Annotated in this window: 11 protein-coding genes; 3 read left to right on the top strand and 8 right to left on the bottom strand. The window is 67.7% G+C overall.

Features of this window, described 5'->3' with window-relative positions; all coding sequences use genetic code 11:
* Positions 1-89 precede the first annotated feature (89 nt).
* Entirely contained in the window at positions 90-497 is a 408-nt protein-coding gene (locus AB0J95_RS31770) for a VOC family protein (protein ID WP_364766011.1), read from the top strand.
* Between the two features lie 192 nt (positions 498-689).
* Positions 690-2,471 carry a sigma-70 family RNA polymerase sigma factor gene (locus tag AB0J95_RS31765; protein WP_364766008.1) on the top strand — a complete coding sequence of 594 codons (1,782 nt, stop codon included), beginning with the start codon at positions 690-692 and terminating at the stop codon, positions 2,469-2,471.
* A 39-nt stretch (positions 2,472-2,510) separates the two neighbouring features.
* Here the strand turns inward: AB0J95_RS31765 and AB0J95_RS31760 are convergent, their stop codons facing one another.
* From AB0J95_RS31760 to AB0J95_RS31750, 3 genes are all read right to left on the bottom strand, one after another.
* On the bottom strand, positions 2,511-3,479 hold the full coding sequence (locus AB0J95_RS31760; protein ID WP_364766005.1) for a hypothetical protein: 969 nt from the start codon (positions 3,477-3,479) through the stop codon (positions 2,511-2,513).
* A gap of 71 nt (positions 3,480-3,550) precedes the next feature.
* Positions 3,551-4,342 carry an ABC transporter permease gene (locus tag AB0J95_RS31755; RefSeq protein ID WP_364766002.1) on the bottom strand — a complete coding sequence of 264 codons (792 nt, stop codon included), beginning with the start codon at positions 4,340-4,342 and terminating at the stop codon, positions 3,551-3,553.
* On the bottom strand, positions 4,339-5,184 hold the full coding sequence (locus AB0J95_RS31750) for an ABC transporter ATP-binding protein (protein ID WP_364765999.1): 846 nt from the start codon (positions 5,182-5,184) through the stop codon (positions 4,339-4,341). Before AB0J95_RS31750 ends, AB0J95_RS31755 begins: the two co-directional genes overlap by 4 nt.
* 481 nt (positions 5,185-5,665) lie before the next feature.
* On the opposite strand from AB0J95_RS31750, the gene AB0J95_RS31745 reads away from it, so the two are divergent.
* Positions 5,666-9,595, top strand: coding sequence for an AAA family ATPase (locus AB0J95_RS31745; RefSeq protein ID WP_364765996.1), 3,930 nt, complete (start codon positions 5,666-5,668; stop codon positions 9,593-9,595).
* A gap of 233 nt (positions 9,596-9,828) precedes the next feature.
* Here the strand turns inward: AB0J95_RS31745 and AB0J95_RS31740 are convergent, their stop codons facing one another.
* From AB0J95_RS31740 to AB0J95_RS31720, 5 genes are all read right to left on the bottom strand, one after another.
* On the bottom strand, positions 9,829-10,569 hold the full coding sequence (locus AB0J95_RS31740) for a Sir2 family NAD-dependent protein deacetylase (RefSeq protein ID WP_364765993.1): 741 nt from the start codon (positions 10,567-10,569) through the stop codon (positions 9,829-9,831).
* A gap of 20 nt (positions 10,570-10,589) precedes the next feature.
* Positions 10,590-11,699, bottom strand: coding sequence for an SPFH domain-containing protein (locus tag AB0J95_RS31735; RefSeq protein WP_364765990.1), 1,110 nt, complete (start codon positions 11,697-11,699; stop codon positions 10,590-10,592).
* 10 nt (positions 11,700-11,709) lie between these two features.
* Positions 11,710-11,937 (bottom strand): hypothetical protein, encoded by a 228-nt coding sequence (locus AB0J95_RS31730; RefSeq protein WP_364765987.1) that lies wholly within the window; start codon positions 11,935-11,937, stop codon positions 11,710-11,712.
* Positions 11,938-12,022: 85 nt separating this feature from the next.
* A complete protein-coding gene (locus AB0J95_RS31725; protein ID WP_364765984.1) occupies positions 12,023-13,327 on the bottom strand; it encodes a cytochrome P450 in 1,305 nt (434 codons plus the stop codon).
* A complete protein-coding gene (locus tag AB0J95_RS31720; protein WP_364765981.1) occupies positions 13,324-14,142 on the bottom strand; it encodes an SAM-dependent methyltransferase in 819 nt (272 codons plus the stop codon). Before AB0J95_RS31720 ends, AB0J95_RS31725 begins: the two co-directional genes overlap by 4 nt.
* Positions 14,143-14,252 lie beyond the last annotated feature (110 nt).

The raw sequence follows: 14,252 nt of genomic DNA, 5'->3' as shown, positions 1-14,252 counted from the left end.
TCACATGGGTGAGTGGCGGGCGCGTCCCATTGTGACGTTCCGCCGTCGGTGCAACGATGCGTCATCACCACGCGACCAAGGAGCATCCGGTGGCATCTGTTCTCAACCCGTACATCGGCTTCGCGGGCAACGCCCGTGCGGCACTGGAGTTCTACAAGGATGTTTTCGGCGGGGAGCTGCGGCTGAACACCTACGGCGACTTCGGCGCCACCGACGCGCCGGCCGACAACATCATGCACGGCCAGCTCGAGACCGACCTCGGCTTCACCCTGATGGCCTCGGACGCCCCGCCCGGAATGGACGCCCCGCAGCAGAGCAACATCTCGATCAGCCTGTCCGGCGATGACGCCGAGCCACTGCGCGGCTACTGGGAGAAGCTGTCCTCCGACGGCACCGTCGCCGTCCCGATGGAGAAGCAGCAGTGGGGCGACGAGTTCGGCATGGTCGTCGACCGCTACGGCGTCAACTGGATGGTCAACATCGTCCAGCAGGCCTGAACCCCGGGTAGCCCCTCGTGAGTGGTTGTACTGGTTCTAACCGGCATGACCACTCACGAGGTGTGGGCTGGGAAATGGGTTGTGTCCGGGGTGGTGCGGGATCCGTAGAACAGTCTGAGCGGAGTTTTGGTTATCCGCGGCCGGTGGGGCCGTCTCCTGGCCGGAGATGTCCCTGACGAGCGAGGGTGGACTGTGACTGCACCGGAGGAGCCCGGGGTCGAGACGGTGATCGCCGCGCGTGGCGGTGACCAGCGGGCGCTGGATGACCTGGTGGCGGGGTATCTGCCGCTCGTCTACAACATCGTCGGGCACGCGCTGGGCGGGCACGCGGACACCGATGACGTCGTGCAGGAGACCATGCTGCGCGCCGTGCACGGGCTGTCCGGCCTGCGCGATCCGGCGAGCTTCCGGTCGTGGCTCGTGGTCATCGCGCTCAACCAGGTGCGGGAACGCCACCGCCGCCAGGTCCCCGCCGAGGAGCTGGTGGACCAGGCCGATCCGGGCGCGGACTTCGTCGACCTGACCATCCTGCGATTGCAGCTGTCCGGGCAACGCCGTGAGGTCGTCGCGGCGACGAGATGGCTCAGCGCCGACGAACGCGAACTGCTGTCCCTCTGGTGGTTGGCGGCGGCCGGGCGGCTGACCAGGGCCGAAGTCGCCGAGGCCACCGGGTTGTCACCGCAGCACGCCGCCGTCCGGATTCAACGCCTCAAAGCCCAACTGGACTCCGCACGGATCGTCGTACGAGCCCTGAGCCAGCAGTGCCTGGCCCTCAAAGAGGTCCTCGGCGACTGGGACGGACAGCCGAGTGCGTTGTGGCGCAAGCGAATCGCCCGGCACGTCCGGGAATGCCCGCAGTGCGGCCGGCACCAGAACGGCCTCGCCGCGGTCGAAGCGCTGGTCGCGGGCCTGCCGTTGGTCGCCGTCCCGGTCACGCTCGGCCACGTCCTCACGGGAAGCGCCAAGCCGGTAGTCGCCGCAGCGGTAGCCAAACCCTGGTACCTCGCCGCGGTCAAACCCGTCGCAGCTGCCGCGGCGGCAGTCGCGGTGACAACGGGCGTGATCGTCGCCCTACCGTCCACTCAGGACGAGCCGATCCCGCAAGCCCTCGCCGCGGTCGCGACAACAACCGCACCAACAACCACGACCACCACGACAGCGACCACAACCACGACTCCCCCAACGACTCCGGTCAAAGCGACGACGGTCAAGGCCCCACCGGTCGTCCCGGCCAGGAAGTCCGCCAAGAAGGGCGTCAGCACCTGGACCTTCCCCGGTGTCACGGACGCGCTGAAGGACGTGCACGCGGGCTGGTTCTACACCTGGGCGGCCGGGCCGGAGAAAGTCGCCGCTCCCCCGGGCGTCGAGTTCGTGCCGATGATCTGGGGTGCCAAGTCGGTCACACCGTCCACTTTGGCCGAAGCGAAGAAGAACGGCACCACTCTGCTCGGGTTCAACGAGCCGGACCTGGCGGAGCAGTCGAACATGACGGTCGAGCAGGCACTCGACCTGTGGCCGCAGCTGCAGTCGACGGGGATGCGACTGGGCAGCCCGGCGGTCGCGTTCGGCGGGGACAAGGCGGGCGGCTGGCTCGACCGGTTCATGACCGGGGCGGCCGCCCGCGGGCTGCGCGTGGACTTCATCACTTTGCATTGGTACGGCGGGGATTTCAGCCCGGCCGCGGTCGGCCAGCTGAAGTCCTACATCAGCGCGGTCCAGGCGAGGTACAACAAACCCGTGTGGCTCACCGAGTACTCGCTGATCGACTTCTCGCAAGGCCAGGCCCGCTACCCGACGCCGGAGCAGCTGGCCGCTTTCGCAACTGGCTCAACGGCGATGCTCGAAAACCAGGCCGGGCTGGAACGGTACGCCTGGTTCGCGTTGCCCGCGGACAAACCCGGAACCGGGCTCTACAAGGACGGAAGGACCCCGACACCCGCCGGGATCGCCTACCGCGCGGCAGGACCGTCCTGAGCGGCCGGGGCTGGGCCGCTCAGGACGGGAGTGCCGGCGCTACCCCTTGAACGAGAGCCGGTACTCCACCCCTCCCTGGTCCTCGCCCTGCGCGTTGGTCTGGATCGCGTTCACCACGAAGGCGTTGCCCGCGGCGTCCTTGGTCCCGGCGAAGTCGAAGATCAGCGCGAACCGGTCCTTCGGGTTGAGCGTGATGCCGCACAGCAGCGACCGGCGCGGGTCGACCGCCTGGAACTGTGTCTCACCAACCTGTTTGAAGCCCTTGGCCTGGCCGCCCGCGGCCTTCCAGCGCTCGAACAGCGCCGGGCCGATGTCGACGAGCATGGTGCCCGGCCCGATGAAGGGCCGCTCGCCACTGGGTTCGACCAGCAGGCAGGCTCGGTCCGGCTTGCGGCCGGGGTTGGCGATCATGAACGGCGCCTTGAAGTGGTCGCCCGGGTCGAACGGGCCGTGCGTGACCACGTTGTGCCACACGATGTTGTTGCTCGCCGATGTGTTGGTGACGGTGCTCGGGCCCTCGACCGGCATCGGGTCGGTCTTGCTCACCCAACGGGCGAGCAGGCAGAAGTGCACCCAGTCGCCGGGCAGCGTCCACGGGATCATGATCGGCGGGTTCACGCCCGGCGCCAGGACCGTGTCGGCCACCGGGGTGTTGATGGCCACCCAGTCGGTCGGCCAGGTCGCGTTGCCGCCCGCCTCGGTGTAGTAGAGGTGCAGCCGGCCGGAGGTCTCGCGTTCGCCGGTGTTGTTCAGGGTCACGAAAACGTAGTAGGTCAGGCCGGGCGTGACCTCGACATCCGCGGCGCAGTAGGAAGGTGTGTCGCAGACCCGGATGTCCGGGCTGCTCCACACCGGGCCCGAGCTGGGCTCGGCACCGGTGTCGGAGGAGTTGTCGCGCATCTTGACATCTGGGTTACCGATGGCGTTCGCCGCGGGCACGCCGGCCACCAGGCCGGCCGTGAGCACCGCGGCGAACGCACCCAGGAGCAGGCGTCGCCAGCTGTGCATGAGATTCCCTCGCAAGTGGGGGCTTGGGGACGCCGAACAGCCTGCGAGCGGCCTGTTGTGAATCGGTTGCGCTATCTGCGGACCACTTTGCGCAGCACGACCGGAGCCACGACGAACCCGAGCACGGCCCACGCACCGAGCACGCCCACGGTCTCCAGCGTCCGCCACGACTGGCCGATCTCGGCTGCTGCCAACGCATCCGGCAGCAACGCCGAGCGCATTCCCAGGCCCATCCAGTACAGCGGGAACACCTGCGCGACCCATCGCAGCCACTCGGGCAGCGACGTCACCGGGAAGAACACCCCCGAGATCATCGCCAGGCCCATCACCAGCAACGTCATGAAGCTCAACGTCTGCGGGCTGCTGAGCACCGACCCCAGGACCGCTCCGATCGGCAGCGTGGCCAGCAACCCCAGCAGCACCAACCAGAGCATGGTCAGCCACGAGCTCGCGCTGCCCAGTTCGATGCCGTCGAACAGAAACGCGCACGGCACCAGCACGATCAGCAGGATCGTCACGGTCATCGCGGTCTGCGAGACGATCTTGCCGGTCAGGTAGCCCACTGTGCCGCCCGGAATGGCCTTGGCCCGCAACAGTGTCCCGTCCATCTGGTCCATGGTCAGCGCGACCGCCACGCCCATCAGCCCGGTCAGCACCACGTTCATCCCCAGCACGCCGGGAACCGCCTGCGAGCCGATCGAGAAGTCGATGCCCTGGACGGTGTTGCCGCGCAACGCGAACAACAACGCGAGCGGGATGATCGACGGCCACACCCAGCCGACCAGCTCACCCCAGCTGGACACGCTCTGCCGGAACTCGATCCAGCCGCGCCGGACACCGGCCTGCACCGCCACAGTCGTCATTTCGCCACCATGCTCAGGTAGATGTCCTCCAGGCTGACCCGGCGCACCTCCAGGTCGTGGATGTCCTTGGCCAGCGCCTCGCGCAGGAACTCGGCGGGGTCGTCGACCGAGTGCACCTCAGGCTCGCCGTTGAGCCGGTAGCGCACCTCGGACTTGCCGGACACCTGTTTGGCCAGCTCCCAGGCGGTGCCCTCGACGATGATCCGGCCGCCGGCCAGGATCACGATCCGGTCGGCCAGCTTCTCGGCCTCGTCCAGGTCGTGTGTGGTGAGCAGGATGGTCGTGTCGGTCTCGGCCAGCCGGGTGACCAGCTCGTGGAACTCCTGGCGGGCCTGCGGGTCGAAACCGACCGTGGGCTCGTCCAGGAACAGCAGCTCCGGCCGGCCGGCCAGGCCGATCGCCACGTCCAGCCGGCGCCGTTGGCCGCCGGACAACAGGGCCACCTTGGTCCGGGCCTGACCGGTCAGGCCGACGAGGGCCATCAGCTCGTCGGCGTCATACGGCTTGCTGTAGGGCGTGTAGTAAAGCCCGATCTGGTGCAGCAGTTCGCGGACTTTCCATTTGCCGTGGTCCTGCCACGACTGCAGCACAATTCCCAGCCGGGCGCGCCAGGCCTCGTCGCCATGGCCGGGGTCCACACCGAGCACTTTCACGTCACCGCCGGTGCGTTTGCGGAAGCCTTCGAGTATTTCGATGGTCGTCGTCTTGCCTGCTCCGTTCGGGCCAAGCAAGGCCAGTACCTCGCCTCGGCACACTTGCAGATCGACGCCGTGCAGCACTTCGTTCGGGCCATAACTCATCCGCAGGCCGCGGACTTCGAGCACGGGTTGTCCGATTGTCATGCCCTCAAGTGTCTCATTGAAACTGCCGTTGAGACTTCGCCAGCGATGTGGGGTCAGATGCCACGCAAACCCTCAAAGCCGCTGGTAGGTCGGCCGGGAAAGTGGACGCTAGTGGTGCGCACCTATTGTGCGGACGAAAACCGGGCAAGGACGGACATGGACTTGCCGGGGCACCCGAGACGGGAGTAAACGTGGGCACGACGAGGCGGTCGGGCTCACCCCCAGGTGAAGCCGCGGAACCCGACCGCCTGCCGGCCAGCCCTTGGAACAAGGGGGACGCGGGCGGTCGCCAGTCCGCTCAGCGCCCGGACAGGGGCTGGTGAAGGTACGGGTGCAGCATCTCAGGCCGGGGGGCGGGCTGGGCTAGTCTCACCGCGGGGGACGCGAGGAGTCCCAGCTCAACGGGGAAGTGTGGATCTTCCGGTCCGGAAACCGGAACGGTGTCAGCCAAGGGGTGGGTCGCCAGGTGCAGGGGTCGGGCGTGGAGCTGGACGACCGGGGGGTCTTCGCGGAGCGGTTCGCGTTGCTCTACGCGGCCGCCGGTGACCCGCCGCTCAAGCGTATAGCCGAATCGGTGGTTCGCGCACGACGGACCGATGAGCAGGGCCGGCCGATCCGTGTCTCGGTGCAACGGCTCAGCGACTGGCGGCGCGGCCGGAATGTGCCCGCCCGGTTCTCCGCGCTGGCCGTCGCGCTGGAAATCCTGATCGGTGAGGCGCGGAAGGCCAATCCGGTGGCGGTCTCCGGGGATCTCTACAACGTCAAGGCCTGGCACGCATTGTGGGAGCGGGCGCTCAACAGCCCGGTCGCCGGGGAGGTGCCGGAAATGCCGGCCGCCGATTCCGGGGTCTGTCCCTATCGCGGGCTGGCGTCTTTCGGGCACGAGGATTCCAGCTGGTTCTTCGGCCGGGAACGAGCCACTTCGGCATTGTTGAAACGGCTCGACAAAGCGCTGGATACCGGCGGTATCACCATGCTGGTCGGTGCGTCGGGATCGGGGAAATCGTCGTTGCTGCGGGCCGGGGTGCTGCCCGCGCTGGCCAATGGCGGGCTGGCCGCGATCGGCCCGGAGTCGTGGAGCCGGGTGATCATGACGCCCGGCACGGACCCGCTCGGCGAGCTGCTCAACCGGCTGCCCGAGCTGGCCGCCCCGCTGGCCGCGGCGGCGAACGACGAGATCGAGGCGGCCGAGTTCGCCCGGCAGGTGCGCGCGGCCATCACGCCGAAGCTGGTCCTGGTGGTCGACCAGTTCGAGGAGACCTTCACGCTGTGCCGCGACGAGCACGAGCGGCGGGTGTTCGTCGCGGCCCTGCACGCGGCCTGTACCGGCGACGACGCGCCCGCGCTGGTCGCGTTGGGTGTGCGCGCCGACTTCTACGGGCACTGCCTGGACTTCCCTGAGCTGGCCGAGGCGTTGCAGGAACGTCAGATGGTGCTGGGGGCGATGACCGCGGCCGAGCTGCGGGACGCGATCACCCGGCCGGCCAAGGCGGTCGGCCTGCAGTTCGAGCCCGGCCTGGTCGACCTGATCGTCCGTGACCTCGGGGTGAGCAGCAAGTCCGAGCACACCACCGGGGGTGCCTACGACGCTGGCGCACTGCCGTTGTTGTCGCACGCTCTCCTGGCGACGTGGCAACGGCGTCAGGCCGGGAAGCTCACCATCGCCGGGTTCCGGGCGGCGGGTGGGATCCAGGGCGCGGTCGCCGCGACCGCCGAACGCGCCTGGGCCGAGCTGCCTCCCGCGGGTCAGAACGCCACCCACGACGTGCTGCTGGGGCTCGTGCACGTCGGCCGGAACACGCGGGACACCCGGCGGCGCTCGACGCGGGCCGAGATCGTGGGCCGCTCGGGTGATCACGCCGCCGCCGAGGAGGCGATCGAGACCCTCGCGCGGGCGCGGCTGGTGACGCTCGACGCCGACTCGGTGGAGATCACGCACGAGGCGTTGCTGCAGGCGTGGCCGCGGTTGCGCAGCTGGATCGACCGGGACCGGGCCGGGAACCTCGCGCGGCAGCGCCTGGAGGAGGACGCCGAGGCCTGGGATGCCGAGAACCGCGACCCGTCCCTGTTGTATCGCGGAGCTCGCCTCGAAGGCGCCCTGTACCGGACTCAGTCCGGGCGGCCGAGCAGCACGGCGCAGGACTTCCTGGACGCGTCGACCCGCTTCCGGCGGCGCTCGATCTGGACCCGCCGGGTCGCGGTGGCCTTGGTGTGCGTTTTGGCTGTGGTGGCCGGGATCGCGGCCGTGCTGGCGATCAACGAACGTGACGACGCCGAGTTCCGGCAGGTGCTCGCCCAGGCGGATCGCTTGCAGGACAGCAATCCTTCGCTGTCCGCGCAGCTGGGCCTGGTCGCGCACGAGTTGCGGCCGACCGACGCGGACGTCTACTCGCGCGTGCTGATGAGCCAGAACATGCCGCTGGCCATGCCGATTCTGGGCGGGCACACCGGTTCGGTGTACGAGACCACATTCAGCGCGGATGGAAAGATGCTGGCCACGGCTGGGTTCGACAACACCGTGCGGCTCTGGGACGTGCAGGACCGCGGGCACCCCAAACCTCTGGGTGAGCCGATCCGCGCACACACCAGCTGGGTCACTTCGGCGGTGTTCAGCCCGGACAGCAAACGTCTTGCCACCGCGGGCGATGACAAGACGATCCGGGTGTGGGACATCACCGATCCGGCCAAACCCGTCGCACTGGCTGCCATCCCGGGTGAGGGCGGCACGATCTACTCGATGTCGTTCAGCATGGACGGCACCACCCTCGCGACCGCCAACGAGGACACCTTCCCGCGCCTCTGGCAGGTCAGCGACCCCGCCCACCCCAGGCTGCTCGCCAAGCTGACTGGCCACAGTGGACCTGTTCGCTCGGTGGAGTTCGCCAGTGACGGCCGTACCCTCGGCACCGCGGGCGACGACAAGACCGTCCGCCTCTGGGATGTGTCCACTTTGGCCACGCCCATCCCACTGGGCCAACCGCTGACCGGCAACGCCGACTCGGTCCACTCGGTCACGTTCAGCCCGGACAGCAAGCTGGTCGCCACCGCGGGCGAGGACAAGACGGTCCGCCTGTGGTCGATCGCCGACCGGGAACACCCCCAACCCCTCGGCCAGCCCATCACCACCCACAGCTCACCGGTGTGGGAGGTCGCGTTCAGCCCGGACGGCCAGATGCTCGCCTCCGCGGGCATGGACAGCACCGCAAGACTGTGGAACCTCACCGACCCCACCAACCCCCAACAGGTAGGCCTGGCCCTGGCATCAAGCAACAGCGGCACCTACACCGTCGCGTTCGGCCCGGACAGCCACACAGTCGTCACTGGAAGCGCAGACGGCTCGACTAGCCTGTGGTCACTGCCGCCAACCGTCCTCATTGGACACTCGTATTATGTCAGCGCCTTGGAGTTCAGCCGCAACGGCCACGTCCTCGCCACCGCCGGCGGTGACAAGACCGCGAGACTGTGGGACGTCAGCGACCCCGCCCACCCCACCGCGGGCGCTGCCCTCACCGGACACACCACCTACGTCAACGACTTGGCACTCAGCGACGACGGCCAGATGCTCATCACCACCAGCGGCGACCACACGGTCCGCATCTGGGACGTCAGGGACATCCACAGCCCCAAGCTGATCGGCGCCCCACTGGTCCTGGAAACCCGGTACGGCGGCATAGTCGCCCTCACCCCCGACAAGAAGGTGTTGGCTGTCAAGGACGGCAACGCCTCCGTCACCTTCTTCGACCTCACCAACCCCACCCACCCAACACCGTTGACAACACTGTCCACCGGCGACCCCGACACCTCATCGTTGAACGACTTCGAGTTCAGCCCCTCCGGCGAACTGTTCGCCACCATCGGCACAGACAAAACCCTGCGCCTGTTCAACGTCCGCGACCACACCCACCCCACCCCCATCGGCCCGGGAATCCCCCAACCAGGCCGGAGCGGAACACTCGTAGCCTTCAGCCCCGACAACAAAACCCTCGCCACCACAAGCGACACCGACAACTCCATCATCCTCTGGAACATCACCGACCCGGCAACCCCCACCATGCTGGGCCACCCCATCACCGGCCACACGGAGTCCATAAGCAGCGTCTCCTTCAGCCAAGACGGCCACACCCTCGCCTCCACCGGCAAAGACAAGACCGTCCGCCTCTGGAACATCACCAACCCCGACCACCCCACCCAGACCACCGAACTCACCAGCTCCCAAACCGGCTACGCCGTCGCCTTCGACCCCACCAACAACTACCTGGCCTCAACCACCGCAGACGCCCTGGTCCGCCTCTGGGACCTCGACATGACCCACGCCATAACGAGAATCTGCAGCTCCACCACCAACGTCCTCACCGAGGACCAGTGGTCCCGCCACCTCTCCCAACTGACCTACGCCCCACCCTGCAAGTAACAGCCCACAAGCAGTCGCGCCCCGACGCCCCCGGCAGTCCACCCACTTTCCGCGCGTGCCCGCGCACAAGAGGACGACCTTCGTGCCCTCTCCCTCCGGGCAGGCCATACCGGAGGGAGAGGGCACGAACCCAAGCAACGCCAAAGGATCCGAAGGGTCCCCTCCCCCTCTGGGTGGTCAGCCCGTCCGGCGAGGACATCTCTTCTCCGCCGGCCTACCCAGAGGCAAGCGCTTCACCCAGCCAGAAGCTCCGCACAAATCCGAGGCACAGCCACCCCAATAGGCTCATCAACCACCTCAGCGGCAAACCGGTCATAGGGTGTCGGCTCGTTGTTCACGATCACGAGAGTCGCCCCGTGCTCCACCGCAGTGAGGCACAACGAAGCAGCAGGCTCAACCTGCAACGAACTCCCCACCGCCAGAAACAACTGACTCGCAGCTGCAACGGCCCGGGCCTGCGAGAGCACAACCTCATCCAAGTACTCTCCAAAAAGGACAACCCCCAGCTTCAAGATCCCACCACAAGAGACACACCGAGGATCGGCCTCACCCGCAAGCACCCGGCTACGCACCTCAGAAGTAGGCACCACAGCGGAACACCCGAGGCACACAGTCCGATGCATGGACCCGTGCAGCTCCAACACCTTCCGCTCCGGAACCCCACCCTTCTGGTGCAGCCCATCAATGTTCTGAGTCAGCACACGGAGAGCCAACCGATCCGCCAAAGACCCCAGCGCCCGATGAGCGGCATTGGGCTCAGCCGCCCAAGCCACATGGTTCGCGTACAGCTCCCAGAACTCCCGCCGCGCCCCAGCGTCCGTGGCGAACGTCGGGAAGGTGAAAGCACTGGCAGCCCCAGGGTTGCGGGTCCATACCCCCTGAGGGCCGCGGTAGTCCGGAATCCCGGAATCGGTGGAGATCCCAGCCCCGGTCAGCACCGCGACCCGTGACACCCCTCGCGTCCACTCACTCATACGACCAACAGTACGAACCCCTACGACTTCTTTTCGAGATCCGTCCCAGGAGACGAAAGCCCCCGCTTCACGGACTCCAGGATCGACAACCCCTGCCCCACAAGCCCGGCAGCCAGCTCACCCATGCCATCCGCGCCGTTGAGGATGTTCACGTTCGCCCCGGCCAACCCATTGGCCGCCTCCCGGACGATCTGCGGCAACTGGTCGATGATGAGCTTGTCCAACGCCACCCGGTCATTCGAAGCAGCCGCAGCGGCCTGCACCTCGGTGCGCTCCGCCTCGGCCTTGGCCAGGATGCGAACCTTCTCCGCCTCCGCCTCGGCCGGCTTGATCACCTCGGCCACCAACTGCTGCTCCCGCAACAAAGCCGACCGCTGAGCCAACTCCGCCTGAGCGTCAATGACCTGCTGCTGCGCGATGGCCTGCGCCAACGGACCCGCCTGCGCCGCCTCGGCCTGCGCTTTGTCCACTTCGGCCTTGTACTGCGCCTGCACGATGGAGGTCTGCCGGGCGAACTCGGCCTGCCGGCGCGCGGACTCCTGCCCGGCCTCGGCGGCGGCCTGGTCGGCGCGGGCCTGGGCGATCTGGGCCTCCCGCTGGATGGCCGCGTTGTGCGGGGCGGCCATCGCGGCGATGTAGCCCAGCTTCATGTCGTCGATGGACTGGATCTGCAGCGAGTCGATGGTCAGGCCGATCTTGGCCATCTCCACCGCCGAGCCGTCCAGCACCTCGGTCGCCAGCTTCTGCCGTTCGGTGATGATCTCCTCGACGGTCATCGAGCCCACAATGGACCGCAGGTGCCCGGCGAAGATCCGCCCGGTCAGCACCGACATCTGGTCCTGGTCGGAGAGGAACCGCTGACCCGCGTTGATGATGCTCTCGGTGTCGTTGCCGACCTTGAACGCGATCACCGCGCGCACGTTGAGCGCGATGGCCTGCTTGGTCACACAGGTCTCGCTGATCTCGGCCTCCACCATGCTCAGCGAGAGGAACCGGACCTTCCGGAAGAACGGCATGATGAACGCGCCGTGCCCGGTGACCACCCGGAACGGCGCCTCGCGGTCGCCCCGCATCTTGCCCCCGGAGATCAGCATCGCCTGATCCGGCGCGGGGACGCGGTATCCGAACATCGTTTTGCTCCTATGTGGACTCGAAGGGATCGGACCAGGCGGTGACCTCGACCGACCGGGACCCGCGAGTGTGCACCACCAACACCGTCGCCCCTTTCGGCAGCGGGTCGTCCGAGTAGGCGAGGTAGGTCTCGGACCCGCCGCGGATCCGCACCAGCACCTCGCCGGGGCCGTCGGCACCCCGGGTGGCGATCAGCAACACGCCGATCCGCCCCAAAGGCGACAAATCAGCCGACATCGCCACCGACCTCGTACCCCGCTACACCGTCACTTCCCACGCTAGACCACCGGCGACCATGCGCGTGGCAGGACAGGCCAATTGATCAGCGGGCGACCGGGATCATGGGCAGTGAGCTGGGTCGCAGGAACGCACGTGCGACCTCGCGGACCGGCCGGCCTGGCCGCGGCCGCAGGTGCCAGCGGGTGCAGATACCGGCGACGACGACGGCCATCTCGGCCCACGCGAACCGGTCGCCGACGCACTTGTGCGCGCCCGCGCCGAACGGGATGAAGCTGTCCCGCGCGGCCGGCTCGAGCCAGCGGTCCGGGTCGAACCGCATCGGGCCGGGGAACAGCGCGGGATCGCGGTGCAGGGTGGGCATGCTGACCATCACCTCGCTGCCCGGCGCGAGCGTCACATCGCCGAGCCGGACCTCGGCGGTGGTCTTGCGGGTGACGAGCCAGATCGGGGTGTGCAGCCGGACGGTCTCGGTGAGCACGCGGTTGATGTAAGTGAGCTCGCTCAACCGGTCCGCGTCCACCGGCTGTCCATTCAGGACGGTTTGCAGCTCGGCGACGACCTGCCCGAGAACCACCGGGTTGCGGCCGAGCTCGTGGAAGACCCACGCGAGCGTGGTCGCCGTGGTCTCGGTCCCGGCCATCAACAGGTTCAGCACCTGGGTGCGGATCTCGCCGTCGCTCAGGCCCTCGGTGGCGATCAGCATGGACAACAGATCACCGTGGTCAACACCGTCGGCCCGGTACGCGGTGATCACATCGTCGACAACAGTCGTGAGCCGATGCAGAGCCGTGTCGAATTTGCGGTTTCCGGGGGTCGGCAGCCGTTCCAGCAATTCGACCGGGATCATTGTTCGTTTCGCCAGGCCGTTGAGCACCGGACCGAGTGACCGGCATACTTCGTCCACCGCCGAACGGCCCAGTTCAGCGCTGAAAAGCGCTTTCGCGGTGACCAGCAAGGTCAACCGGGTCAGCTCGTGATCGAGCCTGATCGGGGTGCCGGAGACCCATGATCCGGTGATTTCACCGACCTGCTCGCGCATCACCGCGACATACGACTTGATCCGCTGGGCGTGAAACGCGGGCTGGATCATCCGGCGTTGCCGCATGTGTTCGGGTTCGTCGGCGGTGGCCAGACCGTCGCCGAACAGCTGGCGCGCCTTTGTGAATATCTCGCCGCGCTGAAAGTGGTGCGCCTCGGTGACCAGGACTTTCCGGATCAGGTCCGGCGAGTTGACCAGGTGCACGGGCCGGGTGGCGAGATAGAAGGTGACTATCTCACCGTGGGCCCGCAATTGCTGGAGAAATGCGATCGGGTCACGCGCCAGCGAGAGCACGTGACCCAGCAGCGGGACCCGCCGAGGTGCGACGGGAAGGGCCTGCACCGTCACGGTTTGCGGGCGACCGCGGCCAGCAGGGAGGCGTGCGAGGGCAGCTCGGTGACCAGCCGCAGCCCGCCCTCCGGCCGCCACTGCGAGGTGTAGACCACGCCCGGCTCGATCAGCTCGAGGGTCTCGAACAGGCTGGAGATCCACTCGCGGGAGCGGGCCACGCCCGCCGCCGAGGTCGTCTTCGACAGCTCTACCAGGCCTTTCACCTCGTCCGAGCCCTCGCCCTGGTTGTCGCTGATGTGCGAGAGGACGAGGTAGCTGCCGGACGGCACGGCGTCCAGATAGGACTCGACGGTCCGCCGGGCCTCGCGCGCGTCGAGGATGTAGTGCAGCGACGACGCCATGATCACGGCGACCGGCTCACCGAAGTCGATCATGCTCTTGGTGACGGGGTGGTCGAGCACCGCGTTGACGTCACGCATGTCCGCGGCGACGATTCCGGCGCCGGGCACGGGGCCGAGGATCAGCTCGCTGTGCGCGACCGCGACCGGTTCCTGTTCGACGTACACAACGCGGCTCGCGGGATCGATTTCGCAGGCCATCTCGTGCACGCTCTTGAACGTCGGCATGCCCGAACCGAGATCGAGAAACTGCCGCACCCCCGCTGACGCGCAGAAACGCACCGCGCGGCCGAGAAACTGCCGGTTGTGCCGGGCGAGATCACGAACCCACGGCATCCGGTCGATCGCCTGCTGGGCCATCATCCGGTCGACGTCGAAATTCCAGCTGCCGCCGAGAAGGTAGTCGTAGACCCGGGCCGGGCTGGCCCGGCCGAGATCGATGTCCGAGGGTATCCAGCTGACTTGCCCGCTCATCGCACACGCCTCACCATGGTCGCCAGATCACATCCCGCGAATGCGCGGAAAACGCTACCCGCGACTGCCCGGAAACGGTAGTTGTGTTAGCCCGATCGGATGATTGGCGC

The organism is Actinocrispum sp. NPDC049592 (genome assembly GCF_040675465.1).
In the GTDB taxonomy this organism is placed as follows: domain Bacteria; phylum Actinomycetota; class Actinomycetes; order Mycobacteriales; family Pseudonocardiaceae; genus Kibdelosporangium.
Note: the sequence above shows the minus strand (reverse complement) of the source record. Positions and strands in the feature narration are given on the sequence as shown.

What these genes read in the sequence shown, in the direction of transcription:
- AB0J95_RS31720 (WP_364765981.1), bottom strand. Translation starts at nt 14,142, where the DNA reads ATGAGCGGGCAAGTCAGCTGGATACCCTCGGACATCGATCTCGGCCGG.
- AB0J95_RS31760 (WP_364766005.1), bottom strand. Translation starts at nt 3,479, where the DNA reads ATGCACAGCTGGCGACGCCTGCTCCTGGGTGCGTTCGCCGCGGTGCTC.
- AB0J95_RS31730 (WP_364765987.1), bottom strand. Translation starts at nt 11,937, where the DNA reads ATGTCGGCTGATTTGTCGCCTTTGGGGCGGATCGGCGTGTTGCTGATC.
- AB0J95_RS31735 (WP_364765990.1), bottom strand. Translation starts at nt 11,699, where the DNA reads ATGTTCGGATACCGCGTCCCCGCGCCGGATCAGGCGATGCTGATCTCC.
- AB0J95_RS31755 (WP_364766002.1), bottom strand. Translation starts at nt 4,342, where the DNA reads ATGACGACTGTGGCGGTGCAGGCCGGTGTCCGGCGCGGCTGGATCGAG.
- AB0J95_RS31740 (WP_364765993.1), bottom strand. Translation starts at nt 10,569, where the DNA reads ATGAGTGAGTGGACGCGAGGGGTGTCACGGGTCGCGGTGCTGACCGGG.
- AB0J95_RS31750 (WP_364765999.1), bottom strand. Translation starts at nt 5,184, where the DNA reads ATGACAATCGGACAACCCGTGCTCGAAGTCCGCGGCCTGCGGATGAGT.